The organism is Aeromonas sp. QDB31, assembly GCF_027707605.1.
Taxonomy (GTDB): Bacteria; Pseudomonadota; Gammaproteobacteria; order Enterobacterales; family Aeromonadaceae; genus Aeromonas; species Aeromonas media.
This window is the reverse complement of the sequence record NZ_JAPCIX010000001.1, coordinates 53,933-71,930: the sequence shown is the minus strand read 5'-3', so window position 1 is coordinate 71,930 and position 17,998 is coordinate 53,933. Positions and strand designations below refer to the sequence as shown.

Here is a 17,998-nt window from a genome sequence, read left to right as displayed (position 1 = left end):
TCAACCCAGGTTGACCGTTTTTCATCTCCAGGCAGCCCCTTAGAACAGCAGGTGCGCCACGCCGGCGATGACCGGCAGGGTGACCAGGGTGCGCAGCAGGAAGATGACGAACAGCTCCCACAGCTTGACCGGGATCTTGCTGCCCAGCAGCAGGGCGCCCACTTCCGACATATAGATGAGCTGGGTCACCGACATGGCGGCGATCACGAAGCGGGTGATGTCGCTCTCTATGGTCGAGGCCAGCACAGCCGGGATAAACATGTCGGCGAAGCCCACCATGATGGTCTTGGACGCCGCCTCGGCCTCCGGCAGTTGCAGCAACTCCAGCAAGGGCACGAAGGGGGCGCCCAGCCAGTTGAAGATGGGAGTATGCTCGGCCAGCATCAGGGCACAGGTCCCGATCGCCATCACCACCGGCAACACGCCAAACACCATGTCCAGGGCGTTCTTCACCCCTTCCCGCGCCACGGCGCCGAGATCCGTCATGCTGTCGGCCTTGGCCAGGGCCCGCTGATAGCCATAGCTCAGCACGCTGTGCTGATGGGGAATGGCCTCCTGCTTGCGGCACAGGGGAGTGCCATCGCTGTAGACATCCTTCTTCCAGGAGAGCGGGGGCAGGCGCGGCACCACTATGGCGGCCACCACGCCGGCCAGGCAGACGGTCAGGTAGAAGGGGACAAACATGTGCTCCAGCTTCACCTGGGAGATCACCACCAGACAGAAGGTGATGGAGACAGCCGAAAAGGTGGTACCGATAACGGCGGCTTCACGCTGGGTGTAGAACTTGCCCTCGTACTGCTTGCTGGTGAGCAGGATGCCGACGCTGCCATCCCCCAGCCAGGAGGCGAAGCAATCCACGGCGGAGCGACCCGGCAGGCGGAACACAGGGCGCATGATGCGAGTCATCATGGTGCCGACAAACTCCAGCAGACCGAAGTCCAGCAGCAGCGGCAGCAGCAAGCCGGCGAAGATGAAGACGGAGAACAGCACCGGCAGCAGATCGTGCAGCACCAGGCCACCGGTCGCCCCGGAACGCAGCACCTCGGGACCGGCCTCGAAGAAGGTCAGCAGCACGAAGAGGCCCCCCAGCACCCGCACGCAGGCCCAGAAGGGGGAGACGTTGAACAGGCTGTTGAGGAAGGGGCGTCTCACCAGGATCGCCGGCTTGAACAACCAGGCGATCAACGTCATCAGCATGGTGGTGGTAATGATGGCGCTAACCATGGCCACCAGATAATCGGCGAACACCGTCTGTACCAGCTTCGCCAGCACGGCGACGGGGATGGTGACATTGCCGTCATAGATGACGGGGGTCATGAACAGCAGGATCCCGATGAGCGACGGGATCAAAAACATCAGCACGTTGCGGCGAGTATGGATCGCCGGTGCTTCCAGGGTCTTTTCCAACATGATAGACAGCCTTAAATATGACTTTTCCTTCAGCCAGGCAGCCTGCATATTCATGCCCTCGCCCGGCAAACGGGCGCAAGAATAACCCAAAAAACTGCACAAACAAGCTTTAAATGGATTATTTCAAGCATAAATATTTTATCAGGCAAACCATCCATAAGAACAAACCAAAACAGTCATGCATATCAATTCAGTTTAACAGGTTAGCATAATGTTTCAAATTGGTTACGTTCAGGGGCGCAGTATAATGAGTTGCGGTTGGCAGGCAATAAGTGGCATGAGAAATATATCTATATGGTGATCCCGTCGATCCTCCCATAAAAAAACCGGAGCCTGTCGGGGCTCCGGTCTTGTCACGAGAGAGTGTCTCAGTCGCGTACGTAGATCACTTCGACGCCGTCGTCGTCTTCGTCATCCCAGTCGTCGTCATCGTCCAGTGCCTCATCGAAGGCCTTGGAGGCCGCCAGGGCTTCCGCCTCGGCCTGGGCCAGCTGGTTCTTGTGGTAGTCGTCCCACTTGAACTCGACCTTCTCGATGGCGGCCTTGGCATCGGCTTCCAGCTGACGGGGCATGGTGTCCAGCAGATCCAGGATGTCGTAGCAGACCTTCTTGGTGCCTTCCTTGCTGATGGCAGTGATGGCATAGACAGGACCTTCGTGGTTCAGGGCTGCCTTGACTCTGTCCATCACTTCCTGGGCTTCTTCTTCCAGGATCAGATCCATCTTGTTGAACACCAGCCAGCGCGGCTTGCCTGCCAGCTCGGGGCTGTACTTCTCCAGCTCACGCACTATGGTCACGGCGTTCTCGGCAGGATCCGAGCCATCAACCGGGCAGATGTCCACCAGGTGGATCAGCACGCGGCAACGCTCCAGGTGCTTGAGGAAGCGGATACCGAGGCCGGCGCCTTCGGCGGCACCCTCGATCAGACCCGGGATATCGGCGATGACGAAGGAGCGGGAGTTCTCCCCACGCACCACGCCCAGGTTCGGCACCAGGGTAGTGAAGGGATAGTCGGCCACTTTCGGGCGGGCGGCAGAGACGGCGCGAATGAAGGTGGACTTGCCCGCGTTGGGCAGACCCAGCATGCCGACGTCCGCCAGCAGCAGCAGCTCCAGCTTCAGGGTGCGTACTTCACCCGGAGTACCGTTGCTCTTCTGATAAGGGGCGCGGTTGACCGAACTCTTGAAACGGGTGTTGCCGAGGCCGTGGAAACCGCCCTTGGCGACCAGCAGCTTCTGGCCGTGGGTGGTCAGATCACCCAGCAGTTCACCGGTATCTTCATCGCTGGCGCGGGTACCGACCGGGACGCGCAGGGTGCGATCCTTGCCGCGACGACCGGTACAGTTGGCGCTCTGGCCGTTCTCGCCACGCTCGGCGGCATGGAAACGCTCGAAACGGTAGTCGATCAGGGTGTTCAGGTTCTCGTCGGCGATCAGATAGACATCGCCGCCGTCACCACCGTCACCGCCGTCCGGACCACCGTTCGGGATGTACTTTTCACGGCGAAAGCTCACACAACCGTTACCACCGTCACCGGCATCGACTCGAATCTGGACTTCATCAACAAACTTCATAGGTAACCGTCACCTTAATTCGAAAAACCGATACGCAATTATAGTGGTACAGGCCCCTTCGGGCGAGACGCATCTGGCCGATGAGGCCCGTCTGCGCCGGCTCATCCGCGTGCCGTTTTTTCGTCAAACTCATCAGAAAAACAAAAGCCCCGCCAGGTTGGCGGGGCTTCGGATCCTTGCGGTCCGTAATTACTCAGCAACGATGCTGACGTACTTACGATTCTGCGGACCTTTAACTTCGAACAACACTTTACCGGTCGCAGTAGCGAACAGAGTGTGGTCGGTACCCAGGCCAACGTTGGTGCCAGGGTGGAACTTGGTGCCACGCTGACGAACGATGATGCTGCCTGCCAGAACTGTTTCGCCGCCGAAACGCTTAACGCCAAGGCGTTTAGCTTCAGAATCGCGACCGTTGCGGGATGAACCGCCAGCTTTTTTATGTGCCATTTATCGGACTCCTCTAATTAAGCGCTGATGCCAGTGATTTTGACTTCAGTGAACCACTGACGGTGGCCCGCTTGCTTACGATGGTGCTTACGACGACGGAACTTGACGATAGTCACTTTCTCGCCACGGCCGTGAGCCACAACTTCAGCTACAACCTTGCCACCTTCAACGAAAGGAGCACCTACTTTAAAAGTGTCGCCTGCAGCAACCATCAGAACTTCGTTGAAGTCGATGGTAGCGCCAGTCTCAACGTTCAGCTTTTCCAGACGAACGATTTGACCTTCGGCCACACGGTGTTGTTTTCCGCCGCTTTGGAATACCGCGTACATTTGATTAACTCCGTAAAGGCGTGTCTTTTGCTCAAGGCCAGACACGCGCAAAAACCTATAACAATGGGCCGGCATTCTACGCAGAACGATTTGCCTAGGCAAGGCCAATTTAGCAAAAAGTTTATTTTGTGCGCATATCTGCCGCCGTGAATAAACGCTTAACTGTAACCCATTGTGAAATCGTGTAGAATCCCCGCCATTGCTAAAAACGCAGTAATTGCTGCCGTCACGTTACGAGACTTATGGACCAACAGACTATCCGTGCGCTCTGTGCCGCCGACATGACGGCGGTCAATGAACTGATCCTGGCCAGACTCCAGTCCGATGTCAGCCTGATCAACCAGCTGGGTTTCTACATCGTCAGTGCAGGCGGAAAACGGATGCGCCCTATGCTGACGGTGATGGCCGCTCGCGCACTGGGGTACCAGGGTCAGGACCATCTCAAGCTCGCCGCCATCATCGAATTCATCCATACCTCCACCCTGCTGCACGACGACGTGGTCGATGAATCCGACCTGCGCCGCGGCCGGGAGACCGCCAATGCGCTGTTCGGCAACGCCGCCAGCGTCCTGGTCGGTGACTACCTCTACAGTCGCTCCTTCCAGATGATGAGCGAACTCTCCAACCTGCGCGTGATGGAGATCCTGTCGGATGCCACCAACACCATCGCCGAGGGGGAGGTGCTGCAGTTGATGAACTGCAACGATCCGGACACCACGGAAGAGAGCTACATGACGGTCATCTACTGCAAGACCGCCAAGCTGTTTGAAGCCGCCACCCGCCTCGCCGCCGTGCTGACCCATCAGACCGAGCCCGTCGAGCAGGCCATGACCGACTACGGCAAGTACCTGGGTACCGCATTCCAGATCATCGACGACGTCATGGACTACTGCTCCCAGAGCGACGAGATGGGCAAAAACGTCGGTGACGATCTGGCCGAAGGCAAGCCTACCCTGCCGCTGCTGCGCGCAATGGCCGTGGGCACCCCGGAGGAGCGTCAACTCATCCGTGACGCCATCGAGCACCGTAACGGCATGGAACATCTCGAGCGCATCCTGGCCATTCTGGACCGCACTGGTGCCCTCGAGTATGCCCGTCAACGCGCACGGGAAGAGGCCGACAAGGCCATCGCCGCCCTCGCCATCCTGCCGGACTCCCAGCACAGGCAGGCGCTGGAGACCCTGGCCCAGATGGCGGTACAGCGCAGCGCCTGAGCCAGCGTGTCAGCATCCAAGAAAAAAGAGGCCTGTGGCCTCTTTTTTATGGTCTGCGCTTTGCTCTGAGGCATCAGTGCTGTCTTGACTGCTCAATGGGACAGTGCCCAGAGGATCACAGCCCCCGCCACCACCAGGCAGCCGCCGATGCGCCGCAGCTGCTCCGGCGGCTGATCGCTCATCAGTCTCAGCATCCGCTGCCAGACCCTCGGCGCCAGCAAGGGGCCCAGCCCCTCGAACAGCAGCAACAGCCCCACTCCTATCAAGATGGCTGTCAGCATGACTCCTCCTGCCCTCTGGGCCCTTGTCTCATCAAGCAAAAGGGCCTGAATCATCAGGCCCTTTGGGTTATGGCGCTATGCCTGCTTACTGCTTGTCACCGTGAGGCGACTTGAGGTAGCGGAAGAACTCGCTGTCAGGCTTGAGGACCATGAGGTCGTTGCCGCCGGCGAAGCTCTTGCGATAGGCCTCCATGCTGCGCACGAAGCTGAAGAACTCGGGATCCTTCTTGTAGCTGTCGGCATAGATCTTGGCGGCTTCGGCATCCCCTTCCCCACGCAGCTGACGCGCATTACTCTCGGCGTCGGCGATCATGACGGTGACCTTGCGGTCGATGTCGGCACGCAGGATCTCGGCCTGCTCGCGGCCCTGGGAGCGGTGTTCACGGGCTACGGCAGTCCGCTCGGCACGCATCCGCTGATAGATGGAGCTGGAGACTTCCACCGGCAGGTTGATCTGCTTGATCCGCACATCCACCACCTTGATGCCGAGCTCGGAGGAGCGCGCCATCTTCATCAGGGCATCTTCCATCACGGTACTACGCTCACCGGAGACGATGTCCTTGATGGTGCGGTTACCGATCTCGGAACGCAGACCGTTGTTGATCTTGCGCTTGAGCAGGTCTTCGGCCTGGATCTTGTTGCCACCACCGGTCGCCAGGTAGTACTTGGAGAAGTCCTCGATCTTCCACTTCACGTAGGAGTCGATGATGAGGTCTTTCTTCTCGGAGGTGACGAAGCGATCCGCCTGGCCTTCCAGGGTCTGGATACGGGCATCCATCTTGCGAACCTGATCGATGAGCGGCACCTTGAAGTGCAGGCCCGGCTCATAGAGCCGCGGCTCGCCGGAGTCAACCCGCTTCACCTTGCCAAACTGCACCACGATTCCCTTCTGCCCTTCATCGATGATGAAGACGGAAGAGAAGCAGACCATGGCGGCCACAGCGATGACACCAATAGCTAGCTTTTTCATCTATCAGTTTCTCCCTGTGCTGAAACGGTCACCGCCACGCAGCGGGGTCGGTGTGGAATTCGCCCCTTCGTTGGACGGCTGGGCCGGTTCCACCGCAGGTGTGCCCGCCGGACGCGCCGGTTGCGCGGCATTCGCCTTGCCGGACAGCTTGTCGAGCGGCAGATAGATCATGCTGTTGTTGCCAGCAGGCATGTCCACCAGCACCTTGTTGGCTTGCTGATAGAGCTCTTCCATGGTTTCCAGGTAGATACGCTCGCGAGTCAACTCGGGGGCGGACTGATACTGGGGCAGCAGCTCGTTGAAGCGGGCGACTTCACCCTTGGCCTTCAGCACGATCTGGGACTTGTAGCCTTCGGCTTCCTGTTCCAGACGCTTGACCTGACCACGGGCCTTGGGCTCGACTTCACGGGCATAGGCTTCCGCTTCACGGATGAAGCGCTGCTCATCTTCCTGGGCGGAGATGGCGTCATCGAAAGCGTCTTTCACCTCTTCCGGCGGACGCGCCGGCAGGAAGTTGACGTCGACGATCTGCAAGCCCATCTGATAGGGCTCGATGATGCCATCGATCACCTGCCAGGTCTCCTGACGGACTTTTTCCCGACCCGTGGTCAGGACATCATCCATCTTGGTGTGACCCACCACGTAGCGCAGGGCGCTGTCGGTGGCCTGGCTCAGACTCTCGTCGGCGTTGGTGACGCTGAACAGATACTGCTCGGGATCGACCACGCGGTACTGCACGTCCATCTCGACCCGCACCACGTTCTCGTCCTGGGTCAGCATGAAACCGGAGGCAGGCAGGGAGCGCACCGATTCCACATCCACCGGGATCACCCGATCGATGAAGGTCGGCTTCCAGCGCAGGCCCGGATCCACGTTGTGGGAGTACTCCCCAAAGCGCAGTACCACGCCCCGCTCGGCTTCACGGATGGTGTAGAAGCCGCTGACGACCCACACCACCACGGCCACCACCAAAGCGATGGAGAGGCCAAACTTGCCTACGTCACCGCCCGATTTGCCACCACCGAACAGGCCACCGAAACGACGGCTCACCTTGCGCAGCATCTCATCCAGATCAGGGGGTCCCTGATTCTTGCCGTTGTTCCCCCAAGGGTCACGGTCTTTGCCGTTGTTACCAGGCTCATTCCAAGCCATCAGCGTCTCCATTAATACATGCGGATGGATATCATCTCTACCGAGCCATCAACCGTTGACGAAGCTTGTCTTCATCGCCGGATCAATGCCTGATAAAGCGTTGTAAACTCTCACCTTCTTGTTTCATGAGGCGGTTCCAGTCGGCAAGCTGCAAGCGTACCTCCAGGACAAAATCCCCCTCCTCGCTGAAACCTTCCTGCTCGATGCCTTTCAGCCGATAGAGCGCACTGCGCAGTCTTGCGGCCGAGGGCGGCAACTGCAGGGTGTGATGGACCATGGATCCGGCCAGCAGTTCGGTCAGGGCCTGGAACAGGTATTCACTGCCTTCACCCGTCTGGGCCGACAGCCAGACCCGTTGCGGGCGCCCTTCGTCATCCCGCTCCAGACCGGCCGGACGATCGGTCAGCTTGTCGATCTTGTTGCAGATCATCAGCTGGGGACGGTCGTCCGCTTCGATCTCGGCCAGCACTGTCTGCACCGAATCGACATTCTCCTGCATCTGCTCATCGGCACAGTCCACGACGTGCAGCAGCAAGTCCGCTTCGCGGGTCTCCTGCAGCGTCGCCTTGAAGGCCGCGACCAGATCATGGGGCAAGTGCCGAATAAATCCAACTGTATCCGCCAGGATCACATCACCCACATCCTGGATCACCAATTTACGCAGGGTGGGATCCAGGGTTGCGAACAGTTGGTCGGCAGCATACACGCTGGCATCTGTAAGTTGGTTGAACAAAGTGGACTTTCCGGCGTTGGTGTAGCCCACCAGCGATACGGTCGGCACCTCGTTGCGGTTGCGGGCGCGACGCCCCTGCTCCCGCTGCTTCGCCACCTTGTCGAGCCTGCGTAAAATCGCCTTGATGCGCTCTCGCAGCAGGCGTCGGTCGGTTTCAAGCTGGGTTTCACCCGGGCCGCGCAGACCGATCCCGCCCTTCTGACGCTCAAGGTGGGTCCAGCCTCGCACTAGGCGAGTGGAAAGATGGCGTAACTGGGCCAGTTCGACCTGCAATTTGCCTTCGTGGGTACGGGCGCGCTGAGCGAAGATATCGAGGATGAGGCCTGTCCTGTCCACCACACGGCATTGGAACAGACGCTCCAGGTTGCGTTCCTGGGCAGGGGTCAGGGCATGGTTGAAGATGACCACGTCCGCACCCAGCATCTGGACCTGGGACGCGATCTCTTCCGCCTTGCCGCTACCGACAAAAAATTTGGCACTGGGCGCGCTGCGGCTGGTGGTGATCACCCCCAGCGCATTGACCCCGGCCGAGCTCACCAACATCTTGAGCTCGTCCAGATCCTCGCGCTCACCCTCATCGCTGAAGTTGACATGTACCAGAACGGCCTGTTCACCAGCTTCGTAACGGTCAAACAAGCGCTTGCTCCTTGACAGGTATCATGATGATTCTGAGTTGGCGAGTGGGCTCGCCGCGGGATATCACGCCTCGGCTTCACCCTGCTCTTCACCGGCGGCGCCAGGGGCGTGCTGGTGATGGTTGACGGCACGGGCCGGCACCACGGTGGAAATGGCGTGCTTGTAGACCATCTGGCTCACGGTGTTCTTCAGCAAAATGACAAACTGGTCAAACGATTCGATCTGACCCTGCAGTTTGATGCCGTTCACCAAATAGATAGAAACAGGAATCCGCTCACGGCGCAGCGCATTCAAAAACGGGTCTTGGAGAGATTGCCCCTTAGCCATCTTTCTTTTCCTTATAGTTTGTTGTTTTTAAACACCGGATATCAATATAACAACCTGATTATACAGGGAGTGTCAAGCCGCACCAGCTCGGGCGACCACCCTGGCCACATTGCCAGACTCACCAGATTCCAACCAGGTCAGGTCGGTCCAGCCACGCAACCAGGTCATCTGGCGCTTGGCCAGCTGACGGGTGGCCACGATGCCACGATAACGCATCTCATCATATCCCACTTCCCCTGCCAGGTAGTCCCACATTTGGCGGTAGCCAACGCAGCGGATAGCTGGCAGATCCGGGTGAAGATCACCCCGTTCGTAGAGCGCTCTGACCTCCTGTTCGAACTCCCCTTGCAGCATCTTGTCGAAACGCAGCTCGATGCGTTGATGCAGCACGGCGCGATCGCTCGGCGCGATGGCAAACTGGTGCACCCGGTAGGGCAAGCCTTCCCCCTGCACCTGGGTCAGTTCGGTCAGTGTCTTGCCGCTGATGCGATAGACCTCGAGCGCCCGGCTGAGCCGCTGCGGGTCGTTGGGGTGGATCCGCGCGCCAGCCACAGGATCGATGCGCACCAGCTCGTCGTGCAGCGCCTGCCAGCCGAGGCGGGCGGCCTCTGCCTCAATCTCGGCGCGAATGGCCGGATCGGCGGAGGGCAACGGAGAGAGCCCCTCCAGAAGCGCCTTGAAGTAGAGCATGGTGCCCCCCACCAGCAGCGGGATGCGGCCGCGGTCGGCGATCTCTTTCATCTCCCGCAGGGCATCGCGGCAGAAATCCGCCGCCGAATAGCTCATGGCCGGATCCAGGATGTCGATCAGGCGATGAGGCGCCTGGGTCAGCTCGGCGGCAGTCGGCTTGGCGGTGCCTATGTCCATGCCGCGATAGATGAGCGCGGAGTCCACGCTGATGATGTCGCAGGGCAGGGCCTGGCACAGTTCAATGGCGAGATCCGTCTTGCCGGAGGCCGTCGGCCCCATCAGAAAAATTGCAGTCGGCAAGTCAGCCACTTTCATGTTCCTCTGGCACGGTCGCCTCGTCGGGAGGCGTACCATGCAAATAGCTATCAATGAATGGAAGAGGTCAGCCCCGGCGACTCAATCGCCTTGTGCAAACCCTTCCAGCACGGCCGCCAACGACAGAGGGCGCGCCATGCGAATGTCTGCCAGTTGGTCACTGAAATCGGTCACAAGTTCCGTCAGCAGCCGGCTGGCAGTTGAAAAATCATATATTTTCTCGGTGCTTATCCCCTGCTCCACCAGCCACTGGCATAGTACTTCAGCCTGCTGGCCAGCATCACTGTCAGATCCGCTCTCGATCAATTGCAGCAATTCGGGTAAGAGACGCACCAGATCGGTCTGGCGCAACAAGGCAGGCACCCGAGTCAGGATCATGGTGTCGCGTCCCCCGCTTTTCAACTCCAGCCCCATGCGTTTGAGCAAACGTTCCTGCTCGGTCACCAGCGCAATCAGGTTCTTTGGCAGCTTGAAGGAGACCGGCAGCAGCAGGGGTTGCGCCGCCAGCCCCTGGCCCCAGGTCTCCAGCAACCAGTGGCGCAGCAACACCCGCTCGGCCCGCACCAGGGAGAGCAACGCCAGTTGTCCCTCCCGCTCGATCAGCAGATAGGCCTGTTCCACCAGGGTCAGGGCGCGAGTCCCTTGCGGCGGCGAACCGGCCGGGGTGACGGGGGCAGCCTGAGATACCTCCCCCGCTACCGGCAGGGTAGTGAGCAGGGCGCCCATGCCGCGCATCGCCTCCCGGCTGGGGGGCTCGGGGGGCTGGTAGCTGCCCGTGCGGCCAGCACCTTCGCGCACGGCGCCGCCATCCCGCGTCTGGGCGGGGGCTCTGTAGCTGTGCTCGGCACCATACCACTCGGGGCGCGGCGCCTGGCCTGGATACTCTATCTGCGGGCTGGTCGGCAGCTCGACCAGGGTTTCGGCGAGTGGCGCATCCGGCTCGCTGGCACCCACCCCTTCCCGGCGCAGGGCGGTAAAGAGCGCCTGGAAGATGAAGTCGTGGATGAGTCGCGCCTGATGGAAACGCACCTCGTGCTTGGCGGGATGGACGTTCACATCCACCTGACGGGGATCCAGCTCGATGTAGAGCACATAGGCGGCGAAGCTGCCGGCGGGCAGCAGCTCGTCATAAGCCTGACGGATGGCGTGGTTGATGAGCTTGTCGCGCATCATGCGGCCATTTACATAGGTATATTGCAGATCGTTCTGCGGCCTGGCCCCCGCAGGCAGCGCCAGCCAGCCCCACAGACGCACGTCGCTGTGCTCGCTCTCCACCGCCAGCGCATGGTGCATGAAGGGAGTGCCACAAACGGCGGCGAGGCGGCGCTCCTGTTCAGGCACCGTATTGGCAGCCTTGTACTGGCGCACTACCTTGCCGTTGTGGCGCAGGATCAAGGTAATATCGAAACGGGAGAGCGCGATGCGGCGCACCAGCTCGTCGATGTGGGCAAATTCGGTCTTCTCGCTGCGCATGAACTTGCGCCGCGCCGGGGTGTTGAAGAAGAGGTCCACCACCTCTACCGTGGTCCCCATCGGGTGGGCCGCCGGCTTGACAGTGACGCTCATCTCGCGCCCTTCGGCCTGTGCCTGCCAGGCTTCGGACTGCTCCGCGGTGCGGGAGGTGAAGGTGAGACGGGAGACAGAGCTGATGGAGGCGAGCGCCTCGCCACGAAAACCGAGGCTGTTGATCCCTTCCAGGTCATCCAGGGTCGCTACCTTGGAGGTCGCGTGTCGTGACAGCGCCAGCACCAGCTCCTCCTTGGCGACGCCGCTGCCGTTGTCACGGATGCGGATAAGCTTGGCGCCCCCCTTGTCGATGTCGATCTCGACCCGGTCGGCCCCCGCATCCAGGCTGTTTTCCACCAGCTCCTTCACCACAGAGGAGGGCCGCTCCACCACCTCGCCGGCAGCAATCTGGTTGGCCAGAATGGGAGGCAATATACGGATCGGCATCACTTACTCCTGAATTTCAATCTTGCGGATGATGAGCCCCTTAACCACCCAGGAGGGCAGCGCCACCACCTCTTCGCCAACCGGAATCTGGTTGGCCAGAACGGGAGGCAATATACGGATCGGCATGGCTTACTCCTGATGGTTTCGCTTGCGGGGTCAAGACACTTTCAACACGGGGACGGGCCGCGCCACCGCACCTTCGCCAGCAGCCATCCGGTTGGCCGACGTGGCGAACAATGCAGGGCACGGCCTGGCTTGAGCGCCAATCCGGGCGCCCCTCGGCCCTGCATCGCCAGCTCCCGCGCGTTAGTTTTGGGGAATGTAGAGCACCTGCCCTATCTGGATATCCCGTGACTTGAGCTTGTTGATCTCCACCAGCCGCGCCTGGCTCACCCCGTGCTTCTCGGCGAGGCGGGAGAGGCTCTGGCCGCGGGTGACCACGTGGCGGATCATCTGGGACTTGTCGTCGCGCTGGCTGCTTGCGACCGGCACGCTCGGCTCCTTGGCCGCCACCTTGTAGGGTTTTATCACCCCGGCACCGGAGGCGCTGCCGACACTGCTGACCGGGGCTCCGCCATCACTGCTGCGGCTCGGTACTGTCGCCGGCATGCGGTTGGTCACCTGCTGCCGGGGCGCGGGGGCAACCGCCGCCTTTTTCGCCGCAGGCTGACTGACGCTGGCCACTTGCTGCCCCTTGCCGGTCATCATGGGGCCCTTGGTCGGGTGGCTGCGGTAATAGTTGCGGATCCCCTCGAAGATGGCCCGGGCCAGCTGATCCTGATAGCTGGCGGTGGCCAGCAGCTTCTCTTCCGCATGGTTCGAGATAAAGCCCGTCTCCACCAGTACCGAGGGGATGTCCGGCGCCTTGAGCACCGCCAGACTGGCGTGTTCCGGCGCCTTCTTGTGCAGCCGGGCCACCCGTCCCATGGAGCGCAGGATCTGGCGACTGACGTCGTATCCCTCAGCGCGAGACTTGTCCATGGAGAGATCGAGGAAGGTCTGCGCCAGATAGGGGTTGGGATCGGACTCGGCCAATACCTTGCCCACCCCGCCCAGCAGTTCCCCCTGCTTCTCCTGCTTCTCCAGCCAGCTGCCCATCTCGCGGTTGGCGCGATTGGTCGACAGCACCCAGACCGAGGCGCCGCGCGGGGTCGAGTTGTGGAAGCTGTCCGCATGCACGGACACCAGCAGATCAGCCTTGGCCTTGCGGGCGATTTCCGAGCGCTTGTTGAGGTCGACGAAATAGTCACCACGACGGGTCATCACGGCACGCATGCCCGGCTCGCGGTCGATCAGTGCCGCCAACTTCTGGGACACCGCCAGGGTCACCCGTTTCTCGTAGGTGCGGCGCGGGCCGATGGAGCCGGGATCTTCCCCGCCATGGCCCGGATCGATGGCGATGACGATGGCCTTGCCCTGGCCGCCGACGGGAGCGGGCTGCGCCGTGGCGCCGCCCTTCTCTTCATAGGGCAGATCGATCACCAGACGATGACCGTAGGGGCCCGCCGGTGCCAGCGGGAACACCACCGGCTTGATGCTGGAGCTGAGATCCAGCACCAGACGCATGCTGCCTTTTTCAAGGGGCGTGCTCTCGCGGATCTTGCGCACCAGCTCGCTCTTGTTCTCGATGCGAGCCAGGTTGGCGGCGTTGCTCGCCCCCTTGAGATCGATCACCAGACGACTCGGGCCGCTCAGGGTGAAGTAGTTGAAATTGGGGGCGCTGCTCATGTCGAGCACCACCCGGGTGTTATCCGGCGACGGCCAGACCCGCACACTCTTGAGCTGATTTGCCCAGGAGGGTAAGGCCATCAGGGAGAGGGCAATAACAAGGATCAAGCGCACTGAGATGACAACCGTTCCAGAATGGCTTCGCCAATAGCAGTGCGGGCCGCAATCAGGGCCTCGCGCTGCTCGTTTACATACGTCAGGGTAATCTCGAGATCGGGGGACGGCAGCCAGCCTTCCCCTTTTTCAGGCCACTCTACCAGGCAGAGGGTATCGGCGCCGAAATAGTCCCGAATCCCCATGAATTCCAGCTCTTCCGGATCCGCCAGTCGATAGAGATCGAAGTGATAGACCTGCCAGTCGGCCAGTTCATAGGGCTCCACCAGGGTATAGGTCGGACTCTTAACCTTGCCTTGATGGCCAAGCCCTTGCACCCAGCCGCGGGTCAGGGTGGTCTTGCCGGCCCCGAGGGCGCCGTGCAGAAATACGGTAGTGGCCTGTTGGCATGCCTGCGCCAGGCGGCCGCCCAGAGCCACAGTTGCTGCCTCGTCCGGCAGTGTCATCATCAACGTTTTTGCCATGTTCTTCTTGTTACTTGTTACGGTGTCGGATTGACCAGACGGCGGATCCAGGGCAGCAGATCCGATGCCAGCATGCCCCTCTCCCCCTCGGCCGCGGCCAGGTCGGCGGCCTCTGCGTGAATCACGGCCCCCAGTCGCGCGGCCATGCCGGCAGACCAGCCCTGAGCCAGGAGGGCGGCGATTATACCAGATAACAGATCCCCCATGCCGCCACTGGCCATGCCGGGATTGCCTTCATCGCAGAGGCTGATGCGCTGGCCATCGCAGATGAGCGAGCCCGCCCCCTTGAGCAGCACCACGCCGCCGTATCGCTGCTGCAGCCGCGATACGGCGGCGAAGCGATCCGCCTCGACCTCGGCGACACCGCAATCCAGCAGGCGGGCCGCCTCTCCGGGGTGGGGCGTGAGCACCCAATTATCCTGATGACGGGGTGCCTGCGCCAGCCAATTCAATCCATCGGCGTCCAATACCAGTGGCCCGCTGGCGCTGAGGTGGTGCTCGAACTGGGCCCTTCCCCACTCATCCTGCCCGAGCCCCGGCCCCAGTACGCGTACCGTGGCCCACCCCTCGTCGGTCCCGACCGGGCATCCCATCAGCTCAGGCTGCACCAGGCTGGCGGGGGGAGAGTCCGGGTGCTGGCACAGTCGCACCAGACCCGCCCCCGCCCGCAGGCAGGCCTGCCCCGCCAGCAGTATGGCTCCCTGCATCCCCAGGTTGCCCCCCACCAGCAGCACCTTGCCGTGCTTGCCCTTGTGGGCCGAGCGGGGACGGGGAGAGAGCAGATTCTTGAGGCGGGGATAATCCAGGCGCTCGGCGGCGGGCACCAGGCCGGCCTCGGGCACTACCCCAAGGGGATCCCAGTCGAGCTGGCCGACGCCGTCCACCCCGTCGGCGGTGAGCATGCCCTGCTTGATGCCGATGAAGCTGAGGGTGCGGGTGGCGTGCACCAGGGCCCCCATGGCGCGGCCGGTGTCGGCATTGAGCCCGGAGGGGAGATCCACCGCCAGGACGGGGGCATTCAAGCCATTGATTGTTGCGACGATCTTTGTCATTGGCAAGGAGAGGGGGAGCTGGACACCGATGCCGAGCAATGCATCTATCACCAGATCCGGCGAAGGGAGCGACGCCCCCTCGAGCGCATCGGCCATCATTACCTCTCCCCCCACCGCCAGCCACTCGTCGGCGGCCCGCCTGGCGTCTCCTCTGAGCAGGCCCGGGGCCCTAGCGGCGATCACCAGAGGCTCGAGGCCGAGTCGACGGGCGAGGCGGGCCAGCACATAGCCATCCCCCCCGTTGTTGCCCGGGCCGACGAAGATCCACCAGCGGTGACTCTGGGGCCAGTGATGGCGAGCATAACTGCACAGGGCGGCACCGGCTCGCTCCATCAGGGCGTAGAGAGCTTGCCCCTCACGCTCGGCCCAGCGCTGCTCCAGCTTGCGGATCTGTTCGGCCCGCCACAGCGGCTGTGCTAGACTGATGCCTTGTTTTTTGCCGATAGCGTCCTCGATACCCTCTACCATGACGGCTCCCCACCTTCATCATCCACTGACCTGGCTTCTGGCCTGGCATATGGCGTGCCATGACGGCGCACGGCCCTCGTCACCCTCTGTGCTGCGGGCGCCATGCTGCTGCCAGCTGGCAGGTGAGGCATCATGACGGCCACCGAACTTGCACAACTGGCCCACGATATCAAGCTCTGGGCACGGGAGCTAGGATTTGACCAGGTCGGCATCACCGACACGGATCTCGCCCTCGAGGAACCCAGATTGCAGGCCTGGCTGGATGCGGGTCATCACGGCACCATGGACTACATGGCGCGCCACGGCATGATGCGGGCCCGGCCCCACGAGCTGCTGCCGGGCACCCTGCGGGTGCTGTCGGTGCGGATGAACTATCTCCCCTTCGAGGCGGGCTTTGCCGCCACCCTGCGCGATCCTACCCTGGGCTACATCAGCCGCTATGCCCTCGGGCGCGACTACCACAAGGTACTGCGCAACCGGCTCAAGCAGCTGGGAGAGCGCATCGAGCAGCGCTACCAGACACTGTTGCCATCCACGCAGGCAACCCCGGGGGAGTGGCGCCCCTTCGTCGATTCGGCCCCCATCCTGGAACGCCCGTTGGCGGCCAAGGCGGGGCTCGGCTGGGTGGGCAAGCACTCGCTGCTGCTCAACGAGACTGCCGGCTCCTTCTTCTTTCTCGGGGAGCTGCTGGTCAGCCTGCCGCTGCCCGTCGATGCCCCGGTGGAGAAAGAGCAGTGCGGCAAGTGCGTGGCCTGCATCAACATCTGTCCGACCGGCGCCATCGTCGCGCCCTACGTGGTGGACGGGCGGCGCTGCATTTCCTACCTCACCATAGAGAACGACGGCCCCATCCCGGAAGAGTTCAGGCCGCTGATGGGCAACCGCATCTACGGCTGTGACGACTGCCAGCTCATCTGCCCCTGGAACCGCTATGCGGATGCCAGCCCAGAGCCCGACTTCAGCCCGCGCCCCAATCTGCATCGCCCGCCGCTGTTGACCTTGTGGGGCTGGAGCGAGAGCGACTTTCTCAAGCACACCGAAGGCAGCCCCATTCGCCGCATCGGCTATCGGCGCTGGCGCCGTAACCTGGCGGTAGCGCTCGGTAACGGCCCGGCCAGCAGCGATGCCATGGCCGTACTGCAACAGGCGCTCGCCAGTGCCGAGCCCATGGTGGCCGAACACATCGAGTGGGCGCTGGCGACCCTGGCCGTGCGCCAGGAGAAAGAGAACAAGAAGACCCGTTTGCTGATCCGCTGCATCGAAAAAGGCCTGCCGGATCACGCATAAGTGATCTGGTCCTTGCCGGATGACAGCACTTTTTTCATGCTCTGCCGACCATTGGCCATCGGCACAATAAAAGGAAGATTCGGATGCAGATGTTGGGAGTAGATATTGGCGGCTCCGGGATCAAGGGCTGCCTGGTGGACACCGAGACTGGCGAACTGATTGGCGAGCGCCACCGCATCGCCACGCCACAGCCGGCCACCCCGGCCGCCGTGGCGCATACCCTCAAGGCGCTGGTCGAGCATTTCCAGTGGAAGGGCCCGGTGGGGTGCGGCTTCCCCGCCACCATCCACAACGGCATCGCCAAGAATGCCTCCAACATCGACAAGAGCTGGATCGAGACCGACGCCGCCCACCTGTTCGCCGACGTGACCGGCCTGCCCTGCCACGTGCTCAACGACGCCGATGCAGCCGGGTTGGCCGAGATGCGCTTCGGTACCGGCCGGGATCGCAAGGGGGTGATCATCCTCATCACGGTGGGGACCGGCATCGGTACCGCCGTGTTCGTCAACGGCCAGCTGCTGCCGAACACCGAGCTGGGTCATCTCATCCTGGAAGGGATGGTGGCGGAGCACTACTGCTCGGACGCGGTGCGCAAACGCGAGGATCTCTCCTGGAACCGCTGGGGCAAGCGCTTCAACAAATACCTGGCCCGTCTCGAGTTCCTCTTCTCCCCCGACCTCTTCATCCTAGGAGGCGGCAGCGCTGCCAAGCTCGACAAATTTATCGACCGGATAGAAACCCGGGCCCCCCTGGTGGCGGCGGCCAACCTCAACCAGGCCGGCATCATAGGGGCCGCCCTCTACGGCGCGGCCCGGCAAGAGGACTGACTCTCCTCCCGACAACGCCGCAAGAGG

Annotated in this window: 18 protein-coding genes; 3 read left to right on the top strand and 15 right to left on the bottom strand. The window is 61.8% G+C overall.

Annotated features, from left to right (window positions below; all coding sequences use genetic code 11):
* Window positions 1-39: 39 nt before the first annotated feature.
* The 4 genes from PG898_RS00325 to rplU all read right to left on the bottom strand — a co-directional run bounded on the left by PG898_RS00325 (window position 40) and on the right by rplU (window position 3,760).
* A complete protein-coding gene (locus tag PG898_RS00325) occupies window positions 40-1,410 on the bottom strand; it encodes a YjiH family protein (protein WP_025328120.1) in 1,371 nt (456 codons plus the stop codon).
* Window positions 1,411-1,778: 368 nt separating this feature from the next.
* On the bottom strand, window positions 1,779-2,984 hold the full coding sequence (cgtA, locus tag PG898_RS00320; protein ID WP_025328121.1) for an Obg family GTPase CgtA: 1,206 nt from the start codon (window positions 2,982-2,984) through the stop codon (window positions 1,779-1,781).
* A 189-nt stretch (window positions 2,985-3,173) separates the two neighbouring features.
* Window positions 3,174-3,431 (bottom strand): 50S ribosomal protein L27, encoded by a 258-nt coding sequence (rpmA, locus tag PG898_RS00315; protein ID WP_005911261.1) that lies wholly within the window; start codon window positions 3,429-3,431, stop codon window positions 3,174-3,176.
* Window positions 3,432-3,448: 17 nt separating this feature from the next.
* The gene (gene rplU / locus PG898_RS00310; protein WP_005304210.1) at window positions 3,449-3,760 is read right to left on the bottom strand and encodes a 50S ribosomal protein L21; all 312 of its coding nucleotides are present in this window, start codon (window positions 3,758-3,760) and stop codon (window positions 3,449-3,451) included.
* Window positions 3,761-4,002: 242 nt separating this feature from the next.
* Between rplU and ispB the strand changes: the two genes are divergently transcribed.
* On the top strand, window positions 4,003-4,974 hold the full coding sequence (gene ispB / locus PG898_RS00305; RefSeq protein WP_171272527.1) for an octaprenyl diphosphate synthase: 972 nt from the start codon (window positions 4,003-4,005) through the stop codon (window positions 4,972-4,974).
* A 92-nt stretch (window positions 4,975-5,066) separates the two neighbouring features.
* On the opposite strand, the gene PG898_RS00300 is transcribed toward ispB, so the two are convergent.
* From PG898_RS00300 to PG898_RS00250, 11 genes are all read right to left on the bottom strand, one after another.
* A complete protein-coding gene (locus tag PG898_RS00300; RefSeq protein WP_005327246.1) occupies window positions 5,067-5,255 on the bottom strand; it encodes a DUF2065 domain-containing protein in 189 nt (62 codons plus the stop codon).
* A gap of 85 nt (window positions 5,256-5,340) precedes the next feature.
* Window positions 5,341-6,225 carry a protease modulator HflC gene (gene hflC / locus PG898_RS00295; RefSeq protein ID WP_041206348.1) on the bottom strand — a complete coding sequence of 295 codons (885 nt, stop codon included), beginning with the start codon at window positions 6,223-6,225 and terminating at the stop codon, window positions 5,341-5,343.
* A gap of 3 nt (window positions 6,226-6,228) precedes the next feature.
* On the bottom strand, window positions 6,229-7,377 hold the full coding sequence (gene hflK / locus PG898_RS00290) for an FtsH protease activity modulator HflK (protein ID WP_041206349.1): 1,149 nt from the start codon (window positions 7,375-7,377) through the stop codon (window positions 6,229-6,231).
* Window positions 7,378-7,459: 82 nt separating this feature from the next.
* Window positions 7,460-8,746 carry a ribosome rescue GTPase HflX gene (gene hflX, locus PG898_RS00285; protein WP_005327255.1) on the bottom strand — a complete coding sequence of 429 codons (1,287 nt, stop codon included), beginning with the start codon at window positions 8,744-8,746 and terminating at the stop codon, window positions 7,460-7,462.
* 63 nt (window positions 8,747-8,809) lie between these two features.
* Complete coding sequence (gene hfq / locus PG898_RS00280) at window positions 8,810-9,073, bottom strand: RNA chaperone Hfq (protein WP_011704864.1); 264 nt, start codon at window positions 9,071-9,073, stop codon at window positions 8,810-8,812.
* 72 nt (window positions 9,074-9,145) lie between these two features.
* Window positions 9,146-10,078, bottom strand: a complete 933-nt coding sequence (miaA, locus tag PG898_RS00275; protein WP_182786273.1) for a tRNA (adenosine(37)-N6)-dimethylallyltransferase MiaA — start codon at window positions 10,076-10,078, stop codon at window positions 9,146-9,148.
* An 81-nt stretch (window positions 10,079-10,159) separates the two neighbouring features.
* Entirely contained in the window at window positions 10,160-12,031 is a 1,872-nt protein-coding gene (gene mutL, locus PG898_RS00270) for a DNA mismatch repair endonuclease MutL (RefSeq protein WP_270823240.1), read from the bottom strand.
* Between the two features lie 3 nt (window positions 12,032-12,034).
* A complete protein-coding gene (locus PG898_RS00265; protein ID WP_270823238.1) occupies window positions 12,035-12,157 on the bottom strand; it encodes a hypothetical protein in 123 nt (40 codons plus the stop codon).
* A gap of 180 nt (window positions 12,158-12,337) precedes the next feature.
* Window positions 12,338-13,873, bottom strand: a complete 1,536-nt coding sequence (locus tag PG898_RS00260) for an N-acetylmuramoyl-L-alanine amidase (RefSeq protein WP_270823237.1) — start codon at window positions 13,871-13,873, stop codon at window positions 12,338-12,340.
* The gene (tsaE, locus tag PG898_RS00255) at window positions 13,864-14,337 is read right to left on the bottom strand and encodes a tRNA (adenosine(37)-N6)-threonylcarbamoyltransferase complex ATPase subunit type 1 TsaE (protein WP_041206351.1); all 474 of its coding nucleotides are present in this window, start codon (window positions 14,335-14,337) and stop codon (window positions 13,864-13,866) included. The genes PG898_RS00260 and tsaE overlap by 10 nt, the downstream gene beginning before the upstream one ends.
* A 17-nt stretch (window positions 14,338-14,354) precedes the next feature.
* Window positions 14,355-15,857, bottom strand: a complete 1,503-nt coding sequence (locus PG898_RS00250; RefSeq protein WP_270823236.1) for an NAD(P)H-hydrate dehydratase — start codon at window positions 15,855-15,857, stop codon at window positions 14,355-14,357.
* A 132-nt stretch (window positions 15,858-15,989) separates the two neighbouring features.
* On the opposite strand from PG898_RS00250, the gene queG reads away from it, so the two are divergent.
* Complete coding sequence (gene queG, locus PG898_RS00245; RefSeq protein ID WP_270823235.1) at window positions 15,990-17,144, top strand: tRNA epoxyqueuosine(34) reductase QueG; 1,155 nt, start codon at window positions 15,990-15,992, stop codon at window positions 17,142-17,144.
* A gap of 83 nt (window positions 17,145-17,227) precedes the next feature.
* A complete protein-coding gene (gene ppgK, locus PG898_RS00240) occupies window positions 17,228-17,971 on the top strand; it encodes a polyphosphate--glucose phosphotransferase (protein ID WP_171272533.1) in 744 nt (247 codons plus the stop codon).
* The last annotated feature ends 27 nt before the right edge of the window (window positions 17,972-17,998 follow it).

What these genes read in the sequence shown, in the direction of transcription:
- hflK (WP_041206349.1), bottom strand. Translation starts at nt 7,377, where the DNA reads ATGGCTTGGAATGAGCCTGGTAACAACGGCAAAGACCGTGACCCTTGG.
- rpmA (WP_005911261.1), bottom strand. Translation starts at nt 3,431, where the DNA reads ATGGCACATAAAAAAGCTGGCGGTTCATCCCGCAACGGTCGCGATTCT.
- PG898_RS00300 (WP_005327246.1), bottom strand. Translation starts at nt 5,255, where the DNA reads ATGCTGACAGCCATCTTGATAGGAGTGGGGCTGTTGCTGCTGTTCGAG.
- miaA (WP_182786273.1), bottom strand. Translation starts at nt 10,078, where the DNA reads ATGAAAGTGGCTGACTTGCCGACTGCAATTTTTCTGATGGGGCCGACG.
- PG898_RS00250 (WP_270823236.1), bottom strand. Translation starts at nt 15,857, where the DNA reads ATGGTAGAGGGTATCGAGGACGCTATCGGCAAAAAACAAGGCATCAGT.
- ispB (WP_171272527.1), top strand. Translation starts at nt 4,003, where the DNA reads ATGGACCAACAGACTATCCGTGCGCTCTGTGCCGCCGACATGACGGCG.
- PG898_RS00325 (WP_025328120.1), bottom strand. Translation starts at nt 1,410, where the DNA reads ATGTTGGAAAAGACCCTGGAAGCACCGGCGATCCATACTCGCCGCAAC.
- hfq (WP_011704864.1), bottom strand. Translation starts at nt 9,073, where the DNA reads ATGGCTAAGGGGCAATCTCTCCAAGACCCGTTTTTGAATGCGCTGCGC.
- mutL (WP_270823240.1), bottom strand. Translation starts at nt 12,031, where the DNA reads ATGCCGATCCGTATATTGCCTCCCATTCTGGCCAACCAGATTGCTGCC.
- hflC (WP_041206348.1), bottom strand. Translation starts at nt 6,225, where the DNA reads ATGAAAAAGCTAGCTATTGGTGTCATCGCTGTGGCCGCCATGGTCTGC.
- PG898_RS00265 (WP_270823238.1), bottom strand. Translation starts at nt 12,157, where the DNA reads ATGCCGATCCGTATATTGCCTCCCGTTCTGGCCAACCAGATTCCGGTT.
- ppgK (WP_171272533.1), top strand. Translation starts at nt 17,228, where the DNA reads ATGCAGATGTTGGGAGTAGATATTGGCGGCTCCGGGATCAAGGGCTGC.
- queG (WP_270823235.1), top strand. Translation starts at nt 15,990, where the DNA reads ATGACGGCCACCGAACTTGCACAACTGGCCCACGATATCAAGCTCTGG.
- tsaE (WP_041206351.1), bottom strand. Translation starts at nt 14,337, where the DNA reads ATGGCAAAAACGTTGATGATGACACTGCCGGACGAGGCAGCAACTGTG.
- cgtA (WP_025328121.1), bottom strand. Translation starts at nt 2,984, where the DNA reads ATGAAGTTTGTTGATGAAGTCCAGATTCGAGTCGATGCCGGTGACGGT.
- rplU (WP_005304210.1), bottom strand. Translation starts at nt 3,760, where the DNA reads ATGTACGCGGTATTCCAAAGCGGCGGAAAACAACACCGTGTGGCCGAA.